This is a genomic window from Acidovorax sp. A79, assembly GCF_041154505.1.
GTDB lineage: Bacteria > Pseudomonadota > Gammaproteobacteria > Burkholderiales > Burkholderiaceae_C > Acidovorax.
In genome coordinates, this window is sequence record NZ_AP028672.1 from 5,668,973 (window position 1) to 5,691,703 (window position 22,731).

The following is a 22,731-nucleotide window of genomic DNA, read 5'->3' on the forward strand; positions in this document are numbered from 1 at the left end:
TAACCAGCGATTTTCTCATGGGACGGCACCGCGCCCCGGCAAAGCCCCCAGGCGGGCCGCCCGCCCGGGCCGCCTTGGCCCGTGGTGGCGCCATCGGATGCCGGGTCTTTCAAAAATGATAGCTGCCAGCGCTTGATGGATAAGCGCTGGAGGCCATTTTTGCTTGAAGGCTGCTCAGGAGGGGGCGAGAAACTGCTCGATGAGCTGTGCCACCTGCCCGGGCTGGTCGTGGTGCAGCATGTGCCCGGCGTCCTGCACGACGGCGGTGCGCACGTCGCGCACATGGGTCAGGCGCTGGTGGTATTCCTCCAGGCTGTACTTGCCTTTCCACCACTGGCCCAGGCTGTCGTCGCTGGCCTCCACGGCCAGCACGGGCGCGGAGATGCGGCCGTACAGCGCGAGCGCCTCGTCCAGCCGGTAGAGCTGCGCGCTGGTGATCTTGTGGGCCGGGTCGCCCAGGATTTCCCACTGGCCCTGCGCGTTGGGCCGGGCCCAGTGGCCGGCCAGCCACCGGGCCTTGTCTTCGGACAGGCGCGGGTTGGTCTTCATGAGGCGGCGGGCCACGCCGTCCTGGCTGTCGTAGGTCTTGAGGGCCAGTTCGCCGCTGCGCAGCTGCTTGAGCTCGTCGATCCACTGCGCATAGCGCCTGGGCGCCTGCTCGGGCCGCGAGGCGGGCATGCCGAAGCCCTCCAGGTTGACGAGGCGGCGGATGCGCTCGGGCCGCACGCCCGCGTACATCATGGCGATGTTGCCGCCCATGCTGTGGCCCACGAGGTCGATGGCTTCGCCGGGCGCGCAGTGGTCCAGCAGCAGGTCCAGGTCGGCCAGGTAGTCGGCAAAGAAGTAGTGGTCGGCCTGGGCGGCGGAGGTCAGGCCGAAGCCGCGCCAGTCGGGCGCGATGATGCGGCGCTCCTGCCGCAGCGCGTCCACCGTGAACTGGTAGGACGCGCTCACGTCCATCCAGCCGTGCAGCAGGACGAGGGTGGGCAGCGCGCTGTCCTCGGGGCCCCAGTGGCGGACGTGGTAGTTCAGGTGGCGCAGGGGCAGCGTGCTGCTGCGGGAGGGCTTGAGCGGGGTGTACATGGGCGGCGGCGCGAAGTGGGGCGGCAGGAAAGTCCCGCAAAGCCCAGGGCCTGCGGGTGCCCCCGGATGGTAATGGGGCGGCCGGATGCCTGCCGCCCTCGGTGTCGCCTGCGCGGCTGGTGGCTCAGCGGCGATGCGGTGGACTTGCGGGTGGACCCGGACGGTCCTTGCCGATGGACGTGTTGTGGTCGGAGCCCTCGATCGCCCCGCCGGCAAGGGCGGCAGCCAGCTCGCGCGGGATGGCGGGGCAGGGGCCTTCGGGCATGGCGAGGCGGCCTGCAGAGCACGGCGAAATCCATTATTCTGCGCAGTCCTTCGTTTGCCCGTACTCCTTCTTCCCATGCAAAAAATCCAACTCGGCACCAGCGATCTGCAGGTCACTCCCATCTGTCTGGGCACCATGACCTTTGGCGAGCAGGTGGGTGAAGCCGATTCGCACGCCATCCTGGCGCGCTCGCTCGACCGTGGCGTGAACTTCATCGACACGGCCGAGATGTACTCGGTGCCCGCCAGGGCCGAGACCTTTGGCGCCACCGAAACCATCATCGGCAACTGGTTTGCCCGGAACCCCGGCGCGCGCCAGAAGCTGGTGGTGGCCACCAAGGTGGCGGGTCCTTCGCGCGGGATGCCCTGGGTGCGCGAAGGCAAGGGCATGGCCGCCGCCGACATCGTGGCGTCGTGCGAGGGCAGCCTGCGCCGCCTGCAGACCGACGTGATCGATCTCTATCAGATCCACTGGCCCGAGCGCCACGTGCCTGCCTTTGGCAACCTGTACTACGACCCGGCCAAGGAAACGTCGCAGAACCCCATCCGCGAGCAGCTCGACGCGCTGGCGGGCCTGGTCAAGGCCGGCAAGGTGCGCCACATTGGCCTGTCGAACGAAACACCCTATGGCGTGCACGAGTTCGTGCGCCTGGCCGAGCAGCACGGCCTGCCGCGCGTGGCCACGGTGCAGAACCCGTATTGCCTGATCAACCGGACCTGGGAAAACGGCCTGGATGAAACCTGCCATCGCTTGAATGTCGGGCTGCTGGCGTATTCGCCCCTGGGCTTTGGCCTGCTGACGGGCAAGTACGACGGCAGCGGCCTCACCGGCCCGGGTGCCCCGCAGGGTGCGCGCATCGCCACGTATGAATCCGTGCGCAAGCAGCGCTGGGGCCGCCCCGAGGCGCTGGCCGCCGCGCGCCGCTACAACCAGCTGGCCCGCGACAACGGCCTCACGCCCACCCAGATGGCGCTGGCGTTCTGCTACACCAAGTGGCAGGTGGCCAGCACGATCATCGGCGTCACGTCGGTGGCGCAGCTCGACGAAGACCTGAACGCCTGGGGCACCCAGCTGCCGCCCGAGGTGCTGCAGGCGATCGACGCGATCCGCTGGGAAGTGCGCGACCCGGCACTGTAAGGGCTCCCCCTGAGTCGCCTGCGGCGCCTTCCCCCTTGAAGGGGGACGAAACCCTCGCTGCGGGGCGGCCCTTGCCTGGTGTCTCTCGCCTGGGGCCGCGCCAGTTTTTCAGGCCACGCGCAATGGGTCGCGGCCAGTAGCTCACGCCGTCGCTGGGGCTTCTTGTGTGTTCGGCGCGCCGGCTTTCCACGGCACGCCTTGGGCCTCGCCCAGGTCCCAGAACAAGCCCGCCATCACCGCCAGCCCTTCGCGCGCCACGGAGGCCAGCAGATGCTCGTTGGGCGCGTGCTGGGCACAGGCCGGGTACGAATGCGGCACCCACAACGTGGGCAGGCCCAGCTGGTCGGCGAAGATGTCGTTGGGCAGCGAGCCCGCCAGGTTGGGCAGCAGCGTGGCGCGCTGGCCCGCGCTGGCCTGCAGCGATGCCAGCGTCCAGTCCACCCAGGGGTTGTGCAGGTCCAGCCGCGTGGCGCCGCACACCATGCCCATGCCGATGGCCACGTCGGTGAAGCCACGGGCGTCCAGGTGTTCGCGCAGCGTGCGCTCGACGTTGCGCCAGTCGGTGCCCACCACGAAGCGCAGCTGGCAGTGCGCCACCGCACCGGACGGAATGGCATTGACCGGGCGCTGGGGAGAGCCCGCGCCCAGGGCCAGCACTTCGAGCGTGTTCCAGCCCACCAACTGCTCGGCCGGCGTGAGGCCCGGCTCGCCCCAGCCGGGCGTGAGCGCGGGGTCGTCGGCGCCTGCGCCGATCACCACATCCTTGAGGGCTGTGCGCAGCTTGCCGGGCACCGCGGGCGGCAGCAGGCCCTTGACGAGGATGCGGCCTTTGGCATCGACGAGCGTGGCCAGCGCGTGCGTGAGCACGGTGGCCGGATTGGCCAGCACGCCACCCCAGTTGCCCGAGTGATAGGCCTTGTCGCGGCTGCGCACGGTGAGCGAGAAGTTGATCGCGCCGCGCGAGCCCAGGAAGAGGGTGGGGTGGCCCGCATTCACGCGCGGGCCGTCGCTGGCGACGAACAGGTCGGCCTTCAGCGCGTCGCTGTGCTGCTCGCAGAACGCGCCCAGGCCGGGCGAGCCGGCCTCTTCGCCCATCTCCATTATCAAGGTCACGTTGTAGCCCAGCCGGCCGCCGCGCGCCTCGATGGCGTGGGCCAGGGCCGCCAGGCTCACCGTGTGCTGGCCCTTGTTGTCGGCGGTGCCACGGCCATACCAGCGCTCGCCCTCGATGGTCAGTTCCCAGGGCGAGAGGCCTTCGCGCCAGTTGCTCTCCTGGCCATTGACCACGTCGCCGTGCCCGTAGGTCAGCACGGTCGGCAGGGCCGGGTCTTCCACGCGCCGGGCGATGAGGAAGGGCCCGCCCAGGGGCGAGGGATTGTCCAGCACCTGGCATTCGAAGCCCAGGGGCGCAAGCCACGGCACCATTTCGTCGGTGAGGTAGGTGCGCAGTTCAGGCGGCACCTTGCCGGTGTCGCTCTCGGTGCGCCAGGCCACGCGGCGGCGCAGGTCGCCGGCAAAGCGGCCGTCGTCGAAGTAGCGCTGGACGTTCTGGATCAGTTGCTCTCGGTTCATCGTGTTCTCCTTTTGTCAGCTTCACTCCACCACGATCTGCGCGCGGTGGGCCAGCGCACGGTAGCGGCCGATCTCGTCGTCGATCACGGCGCGCGTGGCCGCGGGCCCCAGGTGCACGGGTTCCATGCCCTGGGCGCGCATCTGCTCCTGCATGCCGCTGTCGCGGGTCACGGCCTCCACGTCAGCCACCAGCTTCCTGATGATGGCCGCCGGTGTCCTGGCGGGTGCGGCAATGGCATACCAGGCGTCGAACACCGCATCGGGCAGCTTCAGTTCTTCCACCGTGGGCACGCCGGGCAGCATGCTCGAGCGCGATTTGCCCGCAATCGCCAGCGCGCGCAGCTTGCCGGCCTTCACCTGCGGCGCGGCGGCGGCCACGGTGTCGATGCCGAGCTGGATTTCCCCGCCGATGAGGGCCATCAGCGACTGGCTGCTGCCCCGGTAGGGCACGTCCTGCAGCTTGATGCCCGCGGCCTGCTCCAGCAGCGCCCCCGCCAGGTGCGGGCCCGAGCCGGAACCGAACGTGGCGTAGTGAATGCCCTTGGGCGCGGCCTTGGCTGCGGCGATCAGCGCGTTCAGGTCCTTGTAGGGCGCGGTGGCGCTGACCACCAGCACCAGGGGCGCGCGGGCCACGGTGGCCACGGGCACCAGGTCCCTGGCGGGGTCGTAGGGCAGCTTGCTGCGCAGGGCCGGGTTCACCGTGTAGCTGGTGGAGCCAGACACCAGCAGCGTGTAGCCGTCGGGGTCTGCCCGCACCACGGCCTCGGTCCCGATGATGGTGGAGGCCCCTGGCTTGTTGTCGATGACCACGGGCTTGCCCAGGCGCACCGACAGCTTCTGGCCCAGTGCGCGGGCCACGGCATCCGTGCCGCCGCCGGGCGGAAAGGGCACGACCATGCGCACCGGGCGCTGGGGCCACGCATCGGCGGGCGCCGCCGCCTGGGCATGGGAGAGGCTGGCGGCGCAGGACAGGGCGGCGGACAGCAAAGAGGCTTGAACAAGGCGTTTCATGCGGACTCCGGAAGGTGGGGCCCGTGGCGCAGGCGGTGCCACCTTGAAGGCGGCACCGCTGTGGCACACGGCCATGGGTGAATTGGAGCCTTAAACCATGCAAGATGGGCGCCGGTTTACCATTGCCATGGATAGAGATTTGGCAATTGACCATTCTCTTTTTGTTCATTTCCCCACCATGCCCGTTTCACTGCTCAGCCTGCCCCTGCGCTACTTTCTGGAAGTGGCGCGCACCGGCTCCGTCAACCAGGCGGCGCAGCGTCTGCATGTGGCCGCGTCCGCCGTGAGCCGCCAGCTCGGCAAGCTGGAGGACAGCCTGGGGGTGGTGCTGTTCGAGCGCCAGGCGCGCGGCATGGCCTTGACCGAGGCGGGCACCCGCCTGCTGGCGCATGCCAACGCCCATGACGTGCAGTCCGTGGAGCTCATGGCGCAGTTGCGGGGGCTGTCGGCCCAAGGCGCGGTGCGCGTGCGCGTGGCCTGCACCGAGGGCTTCGCCGCCACCTTCATGCCCCTGGTGATGTCGGCCTTCCGGCAGGCGCACCCGCAGGTGCAGCTGCAGTTGCAGGTGGCCGTGCCGCACGAGGTGTCGGCCCTGGCGCTGCGCGGCGAGGTCGACCTGGCGCTGAAATACAGCGTCGCTCCCGAGAAGGGGCTGCAGCTGCTGCACTCGGCCATTGCACCGATCTACGCCATCATGCCGGCGCAGCACCCGCTCGCGTGCCAGCGCAGCGTGTCGGTGGCCGATGTGGTGCGCTACCCGCTGCTGCTGGGGGCCAGCAGCATCACCGGGCGGCAGCTGTTTGACCTGAGCTGCGCGGTGCAGGGCCTGCGCTACGTGCCTGCCGTGGAGAGCAATTTTTCCTCGGCGCTGCTGCCGCTGCTCAGCGGCCAGGACGTGGCCCTGGCCAGCTATCTGACGGCTGCGCGCTGGGTGGAGGCCGGGCTGCTGGCGGCCAGGCCGTTCGATGAAACACAGCTGCAGCAGCGGCGCCTGCAGGTGCTGGCGGCCGAGGGGCGGGTCCCGTCGGCCCTGGTGCAGCAGTTCACGCAGGCGCTGGTGGCGGCCATCGAGCAGTACGGCAAGCGCAAGGTGGGGCGGCGCAGGACCGCGGTGGCCATGCGGCCCGCCGCACCCTGACCGCCGAGGGGCGTTCACAACTGGATACCATTCGCTTCCTACGCACACCGCACCATGGCCAAGAAAGAACACGTTTCCGAGACCCAAGCCACCCAGTTGCTCAAGGCCAACAAGGTGGCTTTCACCGAGCACCCCTATGACTACCTGGAGCACGGAGGCGCATTGCACAGCGCCGAGGTGCTGGGGCTCGACCCCTTCACCGTGGTCAAGACGCTGGTCATGCAGGACCAGGATGCCAAGCCGCTGCTGGTGCTGATGCACGGCAACCGCAAGGTCTCCACCAAGAACCTCGCACGCCAGATCGGCGCCAAGTCGGTGGAGCCCTGTGCCCCCGAGGTGGCCAACCGCCACAGTGGCTACCTGGTGGGTGGCACTTCGCCGTTCGGCACACGGCGCGCCATGCCGGTGTACATCGAGGAGACCATCCTCGCCTTGCCCCGCATCGCCATCAACGGCGGGCGCAGGGGCTTTCTGGTGCAGCTGGACCCGCAGGTGTGTGTGCAGCTGCTGGGGGCGAAGCCCGTGCATTGCGCGCTGGCAGAATAGGCCGCCGGGAAAAACAGCCCATGAATAGCCATTGAACAGCCTCCAAGGGCTGAACCATCCGATTACCGAGGAGTTGCTTTGACCGCCGTCTATCCCGTTCTCGCCGCCGTGGCCGCCTACCTGCTGGGCTCGCTCTCTTTCGCCGTCATCGTGACGCGCGTGATGGGACTGAGCGACCCGCGCACCTATGGCAGCAAGAATCCGGGGGCGACCAATGTGCTGCGGTCGGGCAGCAAGGCCGCGGCCATCGTGACGCTGCTGCTCGACGCCCTGAAGGGCTGGCTGCCCGTGGCGCTGGTGATGTGGTTCGGCCGCCCCTACGGGCTGGAGGACGGCACCGTGGCCATGGTGGGTCTGGCCGCCTTCCTGGGCCACCTGTGGCCGGTTTTCTTCCGCTTCCAGGGCGGCAAGGGCGTGGCCACGGCGCTGGGCGTGCTGCTGGGCATCAGCGTCTGGCTGGGGCTGGCCACGGCCGTCACCTGGCTCATCATCGCCTTCTTCTTCCGATATTCGTCGCTTGCCTCGCTGGTGGCCGCGGCATTCGCTCCGGTGTACTACCTGCTGGTGGATGGCGTGGTGTGGTACGCCGAAGGCACGATTGCCGCGTCCATCGTCGTGATGGGCGTGCTGCTGGCATGGCGCCACAAGGAGAACATCCAGCGGCTCATCGAAGGCAAGGAGTCGCGCCTGGGCAGCAAGAAGGCCAAGCCGGGAGCCGAGGCGGCACCCGGCAAGCGCTGAGGCCGGGCGGCGCTGGCCGCTGCCGGGCACCAAGGCGGCCGGGAACCGCCTTTTTTTTGCATGGCCCCACCCGGTTTTTTCATCGGGATCAGAGCGACCCTGGCCCGGTGATGAGTCCCCGCAGCCCCGCGCTGTGCTGTGCCGCATACAGTCCCAGGCGCACCATGGTGCGGTGGTTGAGCTCCAGCCCCACGGCGGAGCGGGCCAGCGCGGACTGGATGCGGGGTTTTCCACTGGCTGTCTGGTACAGGCTGGGCTGGGCGTGGTGGTGGCCGCTGCGGTCCAGCAGGCTTGCCACCAAAGGGTGGTTGGCCTTTTCGCTGCGGCGCAGCACGATGGCCGTCTCGCCGTTGTCGAGCTTCACGAAGGTGCCTGGCGGGCACAGCCCGATGGAGCGCACCAGGGTGTAGCTCACTTCATCGCGCTGGTCCACTTCCTGGCCCACGAGGGCGCGCACCGAATCGGTCGCGCTGCGGCCTGCGCGCGACTTGCGCGGGCTGATCATGGCCGCGTAGCGGTCAATGGTGCTCAGGACGCGGGTGAGGCGGTCTTCGGGCTCTTGCTGGGCCAGCGGAACACGGTCGGCAATGCTGGCGTGGTGCTGCCCGACCACGTCCAGCCAGAGCGCGTCATTGATGAACAGGCGCTCCAGCAGCGCCTGGCTTTCCAGCGGGTGGCTCTTGATGGCCTCCTGCTGGGCCGTGGTGGGGCGCTCGCGCTGCTCGGCCAGTTCGTCCTGCAGGGCGGTCATGCCGATGTTCATGGTCAAGGCCGCGCGCACCAGGCTGTCGCGCTCGCGCGCGGGCAGTTCCAGCTCATGGGCCATGATGTGGCACAGCGTGCCGCACACCAGGGCGTGGGAGGCGCTGTAGCCCACGGTGGAGGTGGAGGCCAGCTGGAACATCAGGTACAGCGCGGCGTCGATATCGTGTGCCACCAGGTCTTGCAGCCAGCCATCGAACTGGCGCACCTTGGCGGCGAAGTCCTGCACCTGCAGCGGGCGGGACAGCAGCACCGACAGCGCGGACTCCAGGTCCGCCCACAGGCTCAGCAGGTCCTCGTATTCGCCTTCGGCGTGGTGGTGGTGGTGGCCGGCGTGATGGTGGACGGACATGGCGATGCGCGTCGGGGGCTCAGTTGCGCTTTTCCAGCACCATCTGGTCGTTGATGCGGGTCATCTGGAACTCGGTCAGGAAGCTGTTGCCCAGCAGCACGTAGGGCATGGCCTGCGAGGTGATGACGGCTTCGACCCCGAACACCTCGACGTCGCCGATGCGCACCGAGTCGAGCTTCATGCGCCACCCTTGTGCCACCCCGTTGGCGGTGCTCATGCGCACGGGCTGGCCGCTCTGGTAGTTCAGGCCCATCCGCTCCGCGTCGGGCCGCCCGATGGCCACGGTGGAGGCGCCCGTGTCGACCATGTACTGCATCACGCGGCCGTTGATCGTGCCGCTGTTGACGAAATGCCCGCGGCTGTCGGCCATCAGCACAATGCGCTTGCCGCTGCCTCCCCGGCTGCCCACGCTCACGGGGGCCTCGCCCAGCCGCAGGGTGCGGCGCGTGCCATTGACTTCGATGGTGGCTTCTTCTTTGGTGACGGTAATGACCTTGACGCCCTGGTACTCATCCCCAGCACCCACCGCCTTGGGTGGGTTGGCATCCACCACCAGCAAGGCCTTGCTGCCCAGCATGCCCGCCAGCGCCACCGCCTGCGCATGAGCCCAGGACGGGGCCAAGCACAGAGCAACCAGCGCGGCCAGAGCAAAGGAGTGGATCGTCATTCGTCGATGGCGCTGTGCGCCTCCCCCGTACCTCGGAACTGGCGCGGCCCAGGTGAGGGACGCCAAGCCAGGGCCGCCCCGCAGCGAGGGCGTCGTCCCCCTGGAGGGGGAAGGCGCGAAGCGACTCAGGGGGTGCTCCATCTCAGTCGCGGAAGTTGTCGAAGGACAGGGGCACGTCGGTCACGTCCTTGCGGATGAGCGCCATGGCCGCCTGCAGGTCGTCGCGCTTGGCGCCGGTCACGCGCACCTTGTCTTCCTGGATGGCGCCCTGCACCTTGAGCTTGCTCTCCTTGAGCAGCTTCTGGATCTTCTTGGCCAGCTCGCTTTCGATGCCGTTGCGCACCTTGATGACCTGCTTGACCTTGTCGCCACCCATTTTCTGGACATCGCCCAGGTCGAGAAAGCGCACATCGACGTTGCGCTTGGTGAGCTTGTTGCGCAGCACGTCCTCGATCTGGGTGAGCTGGAAGTCGGCGTCGCCGATCAGCGTGATGTCCTTGTCCTTGATCTCGATGCTGGCCGAAGTGCCCTTGAAGTCGAAGCGGGTGGCGATTTCCTTGGCGGTGTTCTCGACCGCGTTTTTCACTTCGACGAGGTTGGCTTCGCAGACGGTGTCAAAAGATGGCATGGTGGCTCTCAATCTCAGGGGAAACGGTGCAATTCGCAGGGGGCCGAAAGGGCCCGGTGCGACAATCGGGCCAATGGTAGTCGAGAAAAACGCCCCTTTGCAGCCCTGGAACACCTTTGGCATCGCTGCGCGCGCCCAAACCCTGGTGCGCGTGCGCTCGGCGGCCGATGTGCTGGCCGTGCTGAACGATTCCGATCTGGCCGCGGCGCCCAAATTCGTCCTGGGCGGCGGCAGCAACATCATCCTGACGGGCGATGTGAAACCCGTCGTGCTCAAGATGGAGATCAAGGGCCTGCGCCTGGTGGAGGACACGCCCAAGGCCTGGATCGTGGAGGCGGGCGCGGGCGAGGTCTGGCACGACTGCGTGGCCTGGACGCTGGAGCAGGGCTACGCGGGCCTGGAGAATCTGGCGCTGATCCCGGGCACCGTGGGGGCTGCGCCCGTGCAGAACATCGGCGCGTATGGCGTGGAACTGCAGGACCGCTTCGAGTCGCTGGACGCGATGGACCTGGCCACGGGCCGGTCGTTCACGCTGGATGCCGCCCAGTGCGGCTTTGGCTACCGGGATTCGGTGTTCAAGCATGCGCCGTCGGAGGCACTGGATGCGGGCGGGTTGCCGCGCGGCATGGGCCTGGAAGGCCGGGCGGTGATCACCCATGTACGCTTTCGCCTGCCCAAGCCCTGGAAACCGGTGCTGGGCTACCTCGACCTGGAGCGCCGCCGCATGGAAGAGGGCGTGGAGCATCCCACGGCGCGGCAGATCTTCGGCTGGGTCTGCGACATCCGTCGCGCCAAGCTGCCCGATCCGGCCGTGGTGGGCAATGCGGGCAGTTTCTTCAAGAACCCCACGGTGTCGCCGGACCAGTGCGCCGACATCATCGCGCGCGAGCCGCGCATCGTGCACTACCCCATGCCCGACGGCAGCATCAAGCTGGCCGCGGGCTGGCTGATCGATGCCTGCGGCTGGAAGGGCAAGTCCATCGGCAAGGCCGGCGTGTATGAAAAGCAGGCCCTCGTGCTGGTCAACCGGGGGCGGGGTGCCGACAGCGTGACCGGCGGCGAGGTGATGACCCTGGCCAAGGCCATCCAGACCAGCGTGTACGAGCGCTTCGGCATCCGGCTGGAGCCCGAGCCCGTGGTGGTATAGCCTTCTGCACAGGCACCCGGAGTCCGCCAGAACACCGGCAACCGGAGCCGCATAAAAAAAGCCACCTGATCGGTGGCTTTGCTATTTATTTAATAGCTTGTCGCGCTTTCCTGTCCAGCGGCAGGGCATGTTTTTGTGCCTGTTAGGCAGGGTGCGGGGGGCGGGCGTGCTTCCGGCCGCCCGCGCCCTTGCCAGCATCATCACTTGCGGTCGTTTTCCAGCTGCGCCAGTGCGGCATTGCCACCCAGTGACAGCAGGCCGGCGCGCGAGTACACGCCCAGCTTGTCGCGGGTGTCCGAGATGTCCAGGTTGCGCATGGTCAGCTGGCCGATGCGGTCCAGCGGGCTGAACGGCGCGTCTTCCACCTTTTCCATCGACAGGCGCTCGGGTGCGTAGGTCAGGTTGGGCGATTCGGTGTTGAGCAGCGAATAGTCGTTGCCACGGCGCAGCTCCAGCGTCACGGTGCCGGTCACGGCGCGCGCCACCCAGCGCTGGGCGGTCTCGCGCAGCATGATGGCCTGCGGGTCGAACCAGCGGCCCTGGTACAGCAGGCGGCCCAGCTTCAGGCCGTTCATGCGGTACTGCTCGATGGTGTCTTCGTTGTGGATGCCGGTCACCAGGCGCTCGTAGGCGATGTGCAGCAGCGCCAGGCCCGGGGCCTCGTAGATGCCGCGGCTCTTGGCTTCGATGATGCGGTTCTCGATCTGGTCGCTCATGCCCAGGCCGTGGCGCCCGCCGATGCGGTTGGCTTCGAGGATCAGTTCCACCGGGTCGTTGAACTCCACGCCGTTGAGGGCCACGGGCTGGCCTTCTTCAAAGCGCACCGAGACTTCCTCGGCTTTGACGGTCACTTCGTCCTTCCAGAACGCCACACCCATGATGGGGTTCACGATGCGGATGCCGCTGGACAGGAACTCCAGGTCCTTGGCCTCGTGCGTGGCGCCCAGCATGTTGCTGTCGGTGCTGTAGGCCTTCTCGGCGCTCATCTTGTAGCCGAATCCGGCCTGGGTCATGAACGCCGACATCTCGGCGCGGCCGCCCAGCTCGTCGATGAACAGCTGGTCCAGCCAGGGCTTGTAGATCTTGAGCGAGGGGTTGGTGAGCAGGCCGTAGCGGTAGAAGCGCTCGATGTCGTTGCCCTTGAAGGTCGAGCCGTCGCCCCAGATGTTGACGTCGTCTTCCTTCATCGCCGCCACGAGCATGGTGCCGGTCACGGCACGGCCCAGCGGCGTGGTGTTGAAGTAGGTCAGGCCACCGGTGGAGATGTGGAAGGCGCCGGCCTGCAGCGCGGCGATGCCTTCGTGGGCCAGCTGCGTGCGGCAGTCGACCAGGCGGGCCTTCTCGGCGCCGTACTCCATCGCCTTGCGGGGGATGGCGTCGTAGTCGGGTTCGTCGGGCTGGCCCAGATTGGCGGTGTAGGCGTAGGGCACGGCGCCCTTGAGCTTCATCCAGTGCAGGGCTGCGCTGGTGTCCAGGCCGCCCGAGAAGGCGATGCCGACTTTTTGCCCCAGGGGCAGGTTTTGGAGAATGGTGGCCATGTGCGGTCGTCCGTTGTTCTTGTCGATGGAAATGCCGGTTCAGCCGAAATGGCAGATGTAGTGGTAGGCCTCGGTCACGCGGATGTCGAACTTGGAGTTGCCTGGCACGCTGAACTTCTCGCCAGCGGAGGACTTCACCCAGTTGTCGGTGCCCGCCAGCTTGTACTCGCACGAGCCCGCCACGCATTCCATGATTTCCGGCGCGCCGGTGTTGAAGGTGAGCGTCGCTGGCAGCACCACGCCCACCGACTTCTTCGTGCCATCGGGGAAGGTGATGCCGTGGCTCACGCACTTGCCGTCAAAGTACACATTGGCCTGGGTGGTGACGGACACGCCGTCGATTTTTTCGGTGGTCATGGGTGCGCTGGATAAGGTTGGAGGAAACCCGCGATTTTAGGGCAGGGGGGCGGCGGCCTGGCCGGCGGGGCCCCACTAAAAACCCCCCGCCCGCAGATCGCCCAAGCAAAAGAGCCCCGAAGGGCTCTTTGCGATGGCTGGCGCCAGGGGCTCAGCGCCAGTAGGGATTGCGGTGGTGCGGGTAGTAGGGACGGCTGTCGTAGCCGTATTCGATCACGGTGACGGGCGGCGTCACATAGGTGGGCTGCTGGTACACCGGTTGCGCGGGATAGGTGGAGGTCACCACGCCAGGCTGGCTGTACACGCCTTGCGAAGCGTACGGGTCGGGCTGCGTGGAGTAGGTCTGGCCCGCGGGCTGCACGCTCAAGGGAATCCAGCGGCCCGGGTCCGTCTGGGTGCGGGTGGTGTACTGGCGCCCGGCGTACTCATAGACCACGTCGTAGCCGACCGTGCGATTTTCGTAGTACGTCTCGGTGGTGCAACGCTGCACGTTCTGGTACTGGGGCTGTCCGCCTTCGATCTGGTTGCCCAGCACGGCACCGCCCAGCACGCCGATGGCGGTGGCGGCGGCACGGCCGCTGCCTTTGCCGATGGCATTGCCGGCGGCGCCCCCGGCAATGGCGCCCATCACGGCGCCAGCGCCGCTGGTGCGGTTGCCGCTGTACACCGTTTCATTGCCGCACACCTGCTGCGGCGTGGCGACCTGCTGCACGACGGGGGTGGCGGAGAGCACGCGGCCCTGCTCCTGCGCGCTGGCCATGGTGGCGATGGCCGCCATGGCGGAAAAAATGACGATCTTTTTCATGGAGAAACTCCTTTCGGGTCGGTACATAACGCACCAGACTGTGGAAAAGTTTAGGCCGGCAAGGTCAATCCAGGGCCTGGTCGCCGTAAATCTGCGTAAAGATTTGTGCAATTTCCCCGGTCTGTGCGCTTGATTCACGCGGCCGCAGGCCGTTCCATCCAGGTTTGCCACTGATCGGGGGCAAAACCCACCGAGATGTGGGTCTTGCCGCCCTGCTGCCACTCGACCACCGGGCGCTTGATCACGCTGGGCTGGGCCTGCATCAGGGCACTGGCGCTGTCTTCGCCTTGCACGGCTGCCTGGACGTTCGAGTCCAGCTTGCGCCAGGTGGTTCCCTGGCGATTGACCAGCTTCTCCCAGCCGACGGCCAACATCCAGCCGGGGAGGCGGGCGGCGGGAACGCCCTGTTTCTTGAAATCATGGAACGCGTAGTCCAGCCCCTGTTCCGTGAACCAGGCGCGGGATTTCTTGACGGTGTCGCAGTTGGGAATGCCGTAGACGGTGATGTGTGAGGTTGTCATGCCGCGCATCATCCGCCAATTGCGGCCTGGGCGACAATCCCGCCCTGTATGCATACCAAAATCCACACCCTGGAAGGCTGGCTTCGCCACTGCGAACAGCTTCACCCCCGCAATATCGAGATGGGCCTGGACCGCGTCCGTGAAGTGGCGCGCCGGATGGCCTTGCGGTTCGACTGCCCCGTGGTCACCGTGGCGGGCACCAATGGAAAAGGCTCCACCTGCGCCATGCTGGAAGCCGTGGCCCTGCAGGCGGGCTACCGCACGGGGGTGTACACATCGCCCCACCTCGTGCATTTCGAGGAGCGGTGCCGTGTGCATGGCGAGATCATTCCTGCTTCGGACCTGATAGCACATTTCGAAGCTGTGGAAAGCGCCAGGACCCAAAATGGCGATGAAGTCTCCCTTACTTACTTCGAGTTCACCACGCTGGCCATCCTGCGCCTGATGAGCCATTCCCGGCTGGATGTGGCCATCCTCGAAGTGGGCCTCGGGGGGCGGCTGGATGCCACCAACATCATTGATGCCGACTGCGCCGTCATCACCAGCATCGACATCGACCACACCGAGTTCCTGGGGCCGGACCGCGAGAGCATCGGCCGGGAAAAGGCCGGCATCATGCGCACGGGGCGCCCGGTGATCGTGAGCGACCCGATGGCGCCGCAGAGCATCGCCGACCACGCCCTCGAAATCGGGGCTGATCTGTGGCGGTTCGGCAAGGATTTCAATTTCTCGGGCGACAAGCTGCAGTGGAACTGGGCCGGCCGGGGCCGCCGCTACGCGGGGCTGGCCTATCCATCGCTGCGTGGCGCGAACCAGCTGATCAATGCATCGGGCGTGCTGGCCGCGCTGGAAGCCCTGCGCGAACGCCTGCCGGTGACGGCCCAGGCGGTGCGCAATGGCCTGGCCATGGTGGAGTTGCCGGGACGGTTCCAGATCGTGCCTGGCCAGCCCACGCTGGTGCTGGACGTGGCGCACAACCCGCACTCCGTGGCCGCGCTCACGGCCAATCTGGACGCCATGGGCTTCTTTCCCACGACCCACGCGGTCTTCGGGGCCATGGCCGACAAGGACTTGGCCCCCATGCTGGCCAAGGTAGGGCCGCTGATCGACCGCTGGTACTTCACCAATCTGTCCACGCCCCGGGCCGAGACGGCCGCCGTGCTGCAGCAGAAATGGAATGCCGTGCAGATGGTGGCGGGCGGGCGCCGCGACGTCACCTCGACCTTGCACCCGGACCCCATGGATGCCCTGCAGGCGGCAGTCGCCGCGGCGGACCCCGCTGATAGAATCGTGGTCTTTGGCTCGTTTTACACGGTGGGCGGTGTGCTGATCAATGGAACACCTCGCCTGCACGCCAAACATCTGGGCGCATAAGGTCCGCACGAGTCGTTACTCCATGGCATTTTTCAAGTTTCGGTGGCCCGGTCACAGTGAGCAACCTCAGGCCGAAAAGCCGTCCAAGCGTCCGCGCACCCCGCAGGCCGAGAGCATCGAAGTGATGCGCCGGCGTGCGCGCCACCGGCTGATCGGCGCGGCCGTCCTGGTGCTGATCGGGGTGATCGGATTTCCGATGCTGTTCGACACGCAGCCCCGCCCGATTCCGGTGGACATTCCCATCGAAATTCCGGACCGCAACAAGGTCGCTCCCCTGGTGGTGCCCGGGCCTGCGACACCCACGACTCCGGAGGCGCCTGCCCAGCGTCCGGCCCCCCCCGCACGTGGCAACGTGGCCGGCAATGGCCTGACGGAGGGCGAGGAACTGGTGCAGGGGTCGCGCCCGGCGGCATCCAGGCCGGCCGCGGCGGTCACGCCTGCCAAGCCGGAAGCAAAGCCCGAACCCAGGCCTGAGCCCAAACCCGTGCCTGAACACAAGCCCGCAGTACCGCGTCCGGACGACGCTGCGCGCGCCCGTGCCTTGCTGGAAGGCCGCCCGGCGGAATCCGCGGGTGCTGCCGCCAAGGCCGATGAAAACCGGTTCATCGTGCAGGTCGGTGCCTTCGCGGACGCGGACAAGGCCCGCGAAGCGCGCACCAAGGTGGAGCGCGCCGGCATGAAAACCTATACCCAGGTGGTGGATACCAAGGACGGAAAACGCACGCGGGTTCGCGTGGGGCCGTTCGCCGACCGTGCCGAAGCCGACAAGGCGGCAGCCCGGATCAAGGCTCTTGATCTGTCCGCGTCCGTGCTGTCGCTGTAAGGCGCGCGCAGGCTGAGCGTATCCGTGGCTGCCCTGGACTGGATTTTCGTGGTGGTGCTGCTGGCATCGATGCTGATCGGCGCCTGGCGCGGTCTGGTGTTCGAGGTGCTGTCCCTGCTGGGGTGGGTAGTGTCGTTCTTCGTGGCGCAGTGGTTTGCCGAGGACATGGCGGCGGTGCTGCCCGTGGGCGAATCGGCGGGCTCCCTGCGCTATGCGGCGGGTTTCGTGGTGGTGTTTGTCGCGTCGGTATTTGCCTGCGGGTTCGTGACCTGGCTGATCAAGAAGCTGGTGGACTCCATCGGCCTGCGTCCGGCGGATCGCACGCTGGGGGCCGTTTTCGGAGTGCTGCGGGGGGCGATGCTGCTGCTGGCGGTGGCCGTGGTGGCCGGACTCACGCCCCTGCGAGAAGCGCCGTGGTGGCAGGAGTCGCAGGGGGCACCGTTGCTGGCCGAAGTGCTCAAGGGCTTGAAACCGGCGTTGCCGGAAGAATTTGGAAGGCATCTGCCTTCTTGATATCGATGCGGCAGTGGCCAGAAGCTGCTGCTGCGAGGTTGCCGCGGGGCTGTTCCCGCAAACGGATGGAATACAACTATGTGTGGAATCGTCGGCGTCGTCAGTCCAGCGCCCGTCAATCAGCTGATCTATGACGCATTGCTGCTCCTGCAGCACCGCGGCCAGGACGCAGCGGGCATCGTGACCCAGCAGGGCCGCAAATTCTTCATGCACAAGGCCAAGGGCATGGTGCGCGATGTGTTTCGTACCCGCAACATGCGGGCGCTGCCGGGCAATGTGGGCCTGGGCCAGGTGCGCTATCCGACCGCAGGCAACGCCTACAGCGAGGAAGAAGCCCAGCCGTTCTACGTCAACGCCCCCTTTGGCATCGTGCTGGTGCACAACGGCAACCTGACCAATGCCCGCGAGCTGCGCACCGAACTGTTCCTGACCGACCACCGGCACACGAACACTGAAAGCGACTCCGAGGTCCTGCTGAACGTGTTCGCGCATGAGCTGGAGCGGTCGACTCGCGGCGTGCCGCTGCAGCCCGAGGACGTCTTCACGGCGGTGCGAGCCGTGCACAAGCGCATCAAGGGCTCCTACGCCGTGATCGCGCTGATCGCCGGCCATGGTCTGCTGGCCTTTCGTGACCCGCATGGCATCCGCCCGCTGGCCATGGGGCGCAGCCAGGATGGCACCGTGATGGTGGGCAGCGAGTCGGTGGCGCTGGAGGGCACCTCGCATGTGTTCGAGCGCAACATCGATCCTGGCGAGGCGATCTTCATCACGCTCGATGGCAAGGTGCATGCCAGCCAGTGCGCGGAAAACCCGCAGCTCAATCCGTGCATCTTCGAGTTCGTGTACCTCGCGCGTCCCGACTCGGTGCTCGACGGGATTTCGGTCTACCAGGCCCGCCTGAACCTCGGCGAAGCGCTGGCCAAGCGCGTGGTGTCCACCGTGCCGCCCAATGAGATCGACGTGATCATCCCGATCCCCGAGTCGAGCCGTCCGAGCGCCACACAGCTGGCGCACCTTTTGGGTATTCCGTACCGTGAAGGTTTCGTCAAGAACCGCTACGTCGGCCGCACCTTCATCATGCCGGGGCAGGGCGTGCGCAAGAAGTCCGTGCGCCAGAAGCTCAATGTGATCGCCAGCGAGTTCAAGGGCCGCAATGTGCTGCTGGTGGATGATTCCATCGTGCGCGGCACCACCAGCCGCGAAATCGTGCAGATGGCGCGCGACGCTGGCGCCCGCAAGGTGTACCTGGCCAGCGCCGCCCCGCCGGTGCGCTACCCGAACGTGTACGGCATCGACATGCCCACCAGCAGCGAGCTCGTGGCACACGGCCGCACGGTCGAAGAGATCCGCCAGGCCATCGGCTGCGATGCGCTGATCTACCAGGATGTGGATGGCATGAAGAAGGCCGTGGGCTCGCTCAATGCGTCCATCGTGGGGTTTGATGCATCGTGCTTTGACGGCGTGTACGTCACGGGGGATATCACCGCCGCCGACATCGCCCGCCTGAACGAGGGGCGCGTGGGCATGGAAGAGGGCGAGGAGGATACTTCCCGCCTGGCGCTTCCGAACGCGCAGGAGGCGTGACGGGGGGAGGGCGCCTTGTGCCCTGCCCTGAATTGCCGGGTACCGGGGCAGGGGCGCGGCCTGGCGCCCCTGCCTTCGGACGGACTGAATCTTGAAACTGGCCCCGAGAGGGGCCAGAACTTATTGACATGACTGAAACATCCACCATTGCTTCCAGCACGGGCCGCGTGCGCACCCGCTTCGCCCCGTCACCGACGGGCTTCATCCACCTGGGCAACATCCGTTCGGCCCTTTATCCCTGGGCCTTCGCGCGGGCGACGGACGGGGATTTCATCCTGCGCATTGAAGACACCGACCTCGAGCGTTCCAGCCAGGCCGCCGTGGATGTGATCATCGAGGGCATGCGCTGGCTGGGCCTGGACCACGACGAGGGGCCGTTCTATCAGATGCAGCGCATGGACCGCTACAAGGCGGTGCTGGCCGACCTGCAGGCGGCGGGCCATGTGTACTCCTGCTACATGAGCGTGGCCGAGCTGGATGCCTTGCGCGAGAAGCAGATGGCCGCCAAGGAAAAACCCCGGTATGACGGCACCTGGCGCCCCGAGGCCGGCAAGACCCTGCCGCCCGTGCCGCAAGGCGTCCAGCCCGTGCTGCGCTTCAAGAACCCGCAAGGCGGCGTGGTGGCATGGGACGACAAGGTCAAGGGCCGCATCGAGATCAGCAACGACGAGCTCGACGACCTGGTGATTGCGCGCCCCGACGGCACGCCTACCTATAACTTCTGCGTCGTGGTGGACGATATCGACATGGAGATCACGCACGTGATCCGTGGCGACGACCATGTGAACAACACGCCGCGCCAGATCAACATCTTCCGCGCCCTGGGCAAGGAACCGCCGGTGTATGCCCACCTGCCCACCGTGCTGAACGAGCAGGGCGAGAAGATGAGCAAGCGCAATGGCGCCAAGCCCGTCACGCAGTACCGCGATGAGGGCTACCTGCCCGACGCCATGGTCAACTACCTGGCGCGCCTGGGCTGGAGCCACGGCGACGACGAGATATTCAGCCGCGCGCAGTTCCTGGAATGGTTCAACCTGGACCACCTGGGCCGCAGCGCAGCCCAGTTCGACGAGGCCAAGCTGCGCTGGGTGAACGCCCAGCACCTGAAGGCCATGGCCGACGATGCGCTGGCCGCCCTGGTGGCGCCGCAATTGCAGCAGCGCGGTATTACGGCCCAGGCACTGGCCGACGGCCGGCTCGCGCGGATCTGCGCGCTGTTCAAGGACCGGTGCGACACGACGGTGGCGCTCGCCAACTGGGCCCAGGTGTTTTACGGTGACGTGACCCCGGTGGATGCCGAGCGCGCACAGCACGTCACCGAAGCCATTGCCCCGGCGCTCGATGCGCTGGCCGATGCGCTGGCCGCCTGCGAATGGGACAAGGCTTCCATCAGCGCTGCATTCAAGCAGGTGCTTGCCAGCCAGGGACTGAAAATGCCGCAACTGGCCATGCCTGCGCGGGTTCTGACCGTGGGCACGGCCCACACTCCGTCGGTCGATGCCGTGCTGGAATTGGTCGGACGTGAAAAAGTTGTAGCGCGTTTGCGAAACCGCTAAAAATCTGTCTATAATTCAAGGCTCAGATGATGACAACAAACACAGTGTGTTTCGAGTCATTCAGTGGGGGTATAGCTCAGCTGGGAGAGCGCTTGCATGGCATGCAAGAGGTCATCGGTTCGATCCCGTTTACCTCCACCAAGGTTTGTTATCGGTTAGTTCCAAGGTTTTGACCCTATCGTCTAGAGGCCTAGGACATCACCCTTTCACGGTGAGTACCGGGGTTCGAATCCCCGTAGGGTCGCCAAGTTGTAGCGCTTGGCTTGTGTTGATGAAATGCAAGCGAAAAGCTGCCTGCCAGGAGTGGTAGTTCAGTTGGTTAGAATACCGGCCTGTCACGCCGGGGGTCGCGGGTTCGAGTCCCGTCCACTCCGCCAGTCAAAAACCCTTGCAGGTCTTTGATATGCAAGGGTTTTTCTTTGGTGTCATCCAGAGAATCGTGGGGGTATAGCTCAGCTGGGAGAGCGCTTGCATGGCATGCAAGAGGTCATCGGTTCGATCCCGTTTACCTCCACCAAGGTTTGTTATCGGTTAGTTCCAAGGTTTTGACCCTATCGTCTAGAGGCCTAGGACATCACCCTTTCACGGTGAGTACCGGGGTTCGAATCCCCGTAGGGTCGCCAAGTTGTAGCGCTTGGCTTGTATTGAGAGATGCAAGCGAAAAGCTGCCTGCCAGGAGTGGTAGTTCAGTTGGTTAGAATACCGGCCTGTCACGCCGGGGGTCGCGGGTTCGAGTCCCGTCCACTCCGCCAGATTCACATGGCACAGCCCGTCGCTGGTTGTGTCGTGGTCCAAATAAACGGACTGCAGTATTGATTGCTGCAGTCCGTTTTTCTTTGCCCATTTCCAGTTGTTTTTGTGGGTTTCATGGCGGATATCGGTCTTGTCACTGCCACCCACCCCTGCATTGACGGCATGGCGGCGGGCTCCTGCTTTTCCCTCATCCCAGTGACTGCAGGGCCGCCATTGTTTCGCGCAGGCCCCGGTGCAGGCGCTTGTCCCGGCGCATGACGACGGCCAATGTGCGGCGCAGGGGTGGCGACAGTGGCCGTACTTCGAGGTTGCCCTGGTGCCCGTCCCGTACGGCCATGCCCGGCAGCACGGCGCAGCCCAGGCCGGCCGCGACCAGCTCCTTGATCGCCTCCACGCTGCCCAGCGACATGGCCGGCTGCAGTGCCACCCCCGCCCGGGCGAACCAGGCATCGGCGATCCGGCGGGTGTGGCCGCCGGGCTCGTACAGCAGCACGGGATGCCGCGCCAGTTCCTTGGCGCCAATCCGCGCCGGCAGCGCGGTGCCTCGCGGGGCGATCGCGACGAACGAGTCGTCCAGCAGGGGTGACACCTCCAGCATGCGCCCGCTGGCGGGCAGCGTGACCAGTCCCAGGTCCAGCGTGTTGTCCTCCACCGCCTGGACAATGTCGGCCGTGTTGCCGGTGCGCACGGTGATGTCGAGGCCGGGAAAGCACTGCCGCAGCGACCGCAGCACCGGTGGCAGCAGGTAGATGCAGGCCGTCGCGCCGGTGCCCAGGCGTACGCGACCGGTGGCACTGTCGGCATGGCGGGAGACGGCCTCCAGGGCCTCGGCCACCACCGCATCGATGCGGCCCACATGGGCCAGCAACTCGGCACCCGCCGCCGTGGGGCGCAGCACCCGGCCGACGCGCTCGATCAAAGGCGTGCCCAGGCGCTTTTCGAGCTGGCGCACCTGCAGGCTCACGGCCGGTTGGGTGAGGTCCAGGCGCTGCGCCGCGGCAGAGAAGCTGCCGAGTTCAAGGGCGGTGGCAAAGCCGTGAAGCTGGTCGAGATTGATGCGTTCCATGGCAAAGAATTTCTCATACTTTGCATAACTTGAGAAAGCTTCTTTTATGCATGGAAGCTTGCCACACTGTCGGTCATGCACACCTCGACGACCATTCCCCTGCCCATCTTGAAATCCACCCCGCCAGCGCCACCGAACCGGACTCGCGCAGCAGCCGCCGCCGGGCGCTCCGCACCCGTGGTGCGCGGCGCCAGCGAGAACGACCTGCCCGCCATCCAGGCGCTGTACGCCCACCACGTGCTGCACGGGCTGGCTTCTTTCGAGGAAATACCTCCGACGGTTGATGAACTGCGCGCACGGCGCGCTGCCGTGGTGGCTGCCGGCCTGCCCTATCTGGTGGCGGAACTGGACGGCATGGTGGCCGGGTTTGCCTACGCCGTGCCGCACCGGGCCCGGGTGGCCTACCGCCACACGGTGGAGGACTCGGTGTACGTGGCGCCCGATCTTTCAGGGAGAGGCCTCGGGGCTGCGCTGCTGGGCGAACTCATCCGGCATTGCGAGGCGGGGCCGTGGCGCCAGATGCTCGCGGTGGTGGGGCAGGGCGATGACAACGCCGGCTCGATGGCATTGCATGCCCGCATGGGGTTCGAGCGCATTGGCGCACTGCGCTCCGTGGGCTTCAAGAAAGGCCGCTGGCTGGACACCGTTTTGATGCAGCGGCCGCTGGGTGCAGGGGATTCGGTGCTGCCCGCCGCGCAGCCGCCGCGCCCGGCGCCGCAGCGGCACGCGGCCTAGGCTGGCGGACGCACCGCCGCGCCCCATGGCGCCTGGGGGAAGCGCCCGGCCTCCGCC

General features: G+C 66.7%; 22 protein-coding genes and 6 tRNA genes. 17 read left to right on the forward strand and 11 right to left on the reverse strand.

Annotated elements, in window-relative coordinates:
• Positions 1-174: 174 nt before the first annotated feature.
• A complete protein-coding gene (locus ACAM51_RS26250) occupies positions 175-1,083 on the reverse strand; it encodes an alpha/beta fold hydrolase (RefSeq protein WP_218338773.1) in 909 nt (302 codons plus the stop codon).
• Positions 1,084-1,423: 340 nt separating this feature from the next.
• On the opposite strand from ACAM51_RS26250, the gene ACAM51_RS26255 reads away from it, so the two are divergent.
• Positions 1,424-2,485: an aldo/keto reductase gene (locus tag ACAM51_RS26255; RefSeq protein ID WP_218297526.1), complete on the forward strand. Its 1,062-nt coding sequence runs from the start codon at positions 1,424-1,426 to the stop codon at positions 2,483-2,485.
• A gap of 141 nt (positions 2,486-2,626) precedes the next feature.
• Here the strand turns inward: ACAM51_RS26255 and ACAM51_RS26260 are convergent, their stop codons facing one another.
• Complete coding sequence (locus tag ACAM51_RS26260; protein ID WP_369642349.1) at positions 2,627-4,057, reverse strand: M20 family metallopeptidase; 1,431 nt, start codon at positions 4,055-4,057, stop codon at positions 2,627-2,629.
• A gap of 21 nt (positions 4,058-4,078) precedes the next feature.
• Positions 4,079-5,068 carry a tripartite tricarboxylate transporter substrate binding protein gene (locus ACAM51_RS26265; protein ID WP_218338772.1) on the reverse strand — a complete coding sequence of 330 codons (990 nt, stop codon included), beginning with the start codon at positions 5,066-5,068 and terminating at the stop codon, positions 4,079-4,081.
• A 178-nt stretch (positions 5,069-5,246) separates the two neighbouring features.
• Between ACAM51_RS26265 and ACAM51_RS26270 the strand changes: the two genes are divergently transcribed.
• The 3 genes from ACAM51_RS26270 to plsY all read left to right on the forward strand — a co-directional run bounded on the left by ACAM51_RS26270 (position 5,247) and on the right by plsY (position 7,493).
• A complete protein-coding gene (locus ACAM51_RS26270; RefSeq protein ID WP_369642350.1) occupies positions 5,247-6,206 on the forward strand; it encodes a LysR family transcriptional regulator in 960 nt (319 codons plus the stop codon).
• A gap of 54 nt (positions 6,207-6,260) precedes the next feature.
• Positions 6,261-6,752 (forward strand): aminoacyl-tRNA deacylase, encoded by a 492-nt coding sequence (locus ACAM51_RS26275; protein ID WP_218338770.1) that lies wholly within the window; start codon positions 6,261-6,263, stop codon positions 6,750-6,752.
• 78 nt (positions 6,753-6,830) lie between these two features.
• Complete coding sequence (plsY, locus tag ACAM51_RS26280; protein ID WP_218297521.1) at positions 6,831-7,493, forward strand: glycerol-3-phosphate 1-O-acyltransferase PlsY; 663 nt, start codon at positions 6,831-6,833, stop codon at positions 7,491-7,493.
• Positions 7,494-7,581: 88 nt separating this feature from the next.
• On the opposite strand, the gene ACAM51_RS26285 is transcribed toward plsY, so the two are convergent.
• From ACAM51_RS26285 to ACAM51_RS26295, 3 genes are all read right to left on the reverse strand, one after another.
• Positions 7,582-8,607, reverse strand: a complete 1,026-nt coding sequence (locus ACAM51_RS26285; protein WP_369642351.1) for an HD-GYP domain-containing protein — start codon at positions 8,605-8,607, stop codon at positions 7,582-7,584.
• Positions 8,608-8,626: 19 nt separating this feature from the next.
• Positions 8,627-9,274 carry a TIGR02281 family clan AA aspartic protease gene (locus tag ACAM51_RS26290; protein ID WP_218297519.1) on the reverse strand — a complete coding sequence of 216 codons (648 nt, stop codon included), beginning with the start codon at positions 9,272-9,274 and terminating at the stop codon, positions 8,627-8,629.
• A gap of 142 nt (positions 9,275-9,416) precedes the next feature.
• Positions 9,417-9,902, reverse strand: a complete 486-nt coding sequence (locus ACAM51_RS26295) for a YajQ family cyclic di-GMP-binding protein (protein ID WP_218297518.1) — start codon at positions 9,900-9,902, stop codon at positions 9,417-9,419.
• Positions 9,903-9,975: 73 nt separating this feature from the next.
• Here ACAM51_RS26295 and murB point away from each other — a divergent pair, with 73 nt between their 5' ends.
• Positions 9,976-11,049 (forward strand): UDP-N-acetylmuramate dehydrogenase, encoded by a 1,074-nt coding sequence (gene murB / locus ACAM51_RS26300; RefSeq protein ID WP_369642352.1) that lies wholly within the window; start codon positions 9,976-9,978, stop codon positions 11,047-11,049.
• A 200-nt stretch (positions 11,050-11,249) separates the two neighbouring features.
• Here the strand turns inward: murB and argG are convergent, their stop codons facing one another.
• The 4 genes from argG to ACAM51_RS26320 form a co-directional block, all read right to left on the reverse strand.
• Entirely contained in the window at positions 11,250-12,587 is a 1,338-nt protein-coding gene (gene argG / locus ACAM51_RS26305) for an argininosuccinate synthase (RefSeq protein ID WP_218297516.1), read from the reverse strand.
• 39 nt (positions 12,588-12,626) lie between these two features.
• Positions 12,627-12,944, reverse strand: coding sequence for a pyrimidine/purine nucleoside phosphorylase (locus tag ACAM51_RS26310; protein WP_218297515.1), 318 nt, complete (start codon positions 12,942-12,944; stop codon positions 12,627-12,629).
• Between the two features lie 151 nt (positions 12,945-13,095).
• Entirely contained in the window at positions 13,096-13,749 is a 654-nt protein-coding gene (locus ACAM51_RS26315) for a glycine zipper 2TM domain-containing protein (RefSeq protein ID WP_218297514.1), read from the reverse strand.
• A 134-nt stretch (positions 13,750-13,883) separates the two neighbouring features.
• A complete protein-coding gene (locus ACAM51_RS26320; protein WP_218297513.1) occupies positions 13,884-14,270 on the reverse strand; it encodes an arsenate reductase in 387 nt (128 codons plus the stop codon).
• A gap of 48 nt (positions 14,271-14,318) precedes the next feature.
• Between ACAM51_RS26320 and folC the strand changes: the two genes are divergently transcribed.
• The 11 genes from folC to ACAM51_RS26375 all read left to right on the forward strand — a co-directional run bounded on the left by folC (position 14,319) and on the right by ACAM51_RS26375 (position 20,872).
• Positions 14,319-15,644 (forward strand): bifunctional tetrahydrofolate synthase/dihydrofolate synthase, encoded by a 1,326-nt coding sequence (gene folC / locus ACAM51_RS26325; protein ID WP_369642353.1) that lies wholly within the window; start codon positions 14,319-14,321, stop codon positions 15,642-15,644.
• 22 nt (positions 15,645-15,666) lie between these two features.
• Positions 15,667-16,467 (forward strand): SPOR domain-containing protein, encoded by an 801-nt coding sequence (locus ACAM51_RS26330; RefSeq protein ID WP_369643897.1) that lies wholly within the window; start codon positions 15,667-15,669, stop codon positions 16,465-16,467.
• 24 nt (positions 16,468-16,491) lie between these two features.
• Complete coding sequence (locus ACAM51_RS26335; protein ID WP_369642354.1) at positions 16,492-16,980, forward strand: CvpA family protein; 489 nt, start codon at positions 16,492-16,494, stop codon at positions 16,978-16,980.
• A gap of 78 nt (positions 16,981-17,058) precedes the next feature.
• Positions 17,059-18,564, forward strand: coding sequence for an amidophosphoribosyltransferase (gene purF, locus ACAM51_RS26340; protein ID WP_218338764.1), 1,506 nt, complete (start codon positions 17,059-17,061; stop codon positions 18,562-18,564).
• Positions 18,565-18,692: 128 nt separating this feature from the next.
• Positions 18,693-20,120 (forward strand): glutamate--tRNA ligase, encoded by a 1,428-nt coding sequence (gltX, locus tag ACAM51_RS26345; RefSeq protein WP_369642355.1) that lies wholly within the window; start codon positions 18,693-18,695, stop codon positions 20,118-20,120.
• Between the two features lie 65 nt (positions 20,121-20,185).
• Positions 20,186-20,261: transfer RNA gene (locus ACAM51_RS26350), tRNA-Ala, on the forward strand.
• Between the two features lie 30 nt (positions 20,262-20,291).
• Positions 20,292-20,367, forward strand: a tRNA-Glu gene (locus tag ACAM51_RS26355).
• A gap of 53 nt (positions 20,368-20,420) precedes the next feature.
• Positions 20,421-20,497, forward strand: a tRNA-Asp gene (locus tag ACAM51_RS26360).
• Between the two features lie 64 nt (positions 20,498-20,561).
• Positions 20,562-20,637, forward strand: a tRNA-Ala gene (locus ACAM51_RS26365).
• 30 nt (positions 20,638-20,667) lie between these two features.
• A tRNA-Glu gene (locus tag ACAM51_RS26370) sits at positions 20,668-20,743 on the forward strand.
• Between the two features lie 52 nt (positions 20,744-20,795).
• Positions 20,796-20,872 (forward strand) — tRNA-Asp (locus tag ACAM51_RS26375).
• 188 nt (positions 20,873-21,060) lie between these two features.
• Here the strand turns inward: ACAM51_RS26375 and ACAM51_RS26380 are convergent.
• A complete protein-coding gene (locus ACAM51_RS26380; protein ID WP_369642356.1) occupies positions 21,061-21,939 on the reverse strand; it encodes a LysR family transcriptional regulator in 879 nt (292 codons plus the stop codon).
• A gap of 75 nt (positions 21,940-22,014) precedes the next feature.
• Between ACAM51_RS26380 and ACAM51_RS26385 the strand changes: the two genes are divergently transcribed.
• A complete protein-coding gene (locus tag ACAM51_RS26385) occupies positions 22,015-22,674 on the forward strand; it encodes a GNAT family N-acetyltransferase (RefSeq protein WP_218297506.1) in 660 nt (219 codons plus the stop codon).
• Positions 22,675-22,731 lie beyond the last annotated feature (57 nt).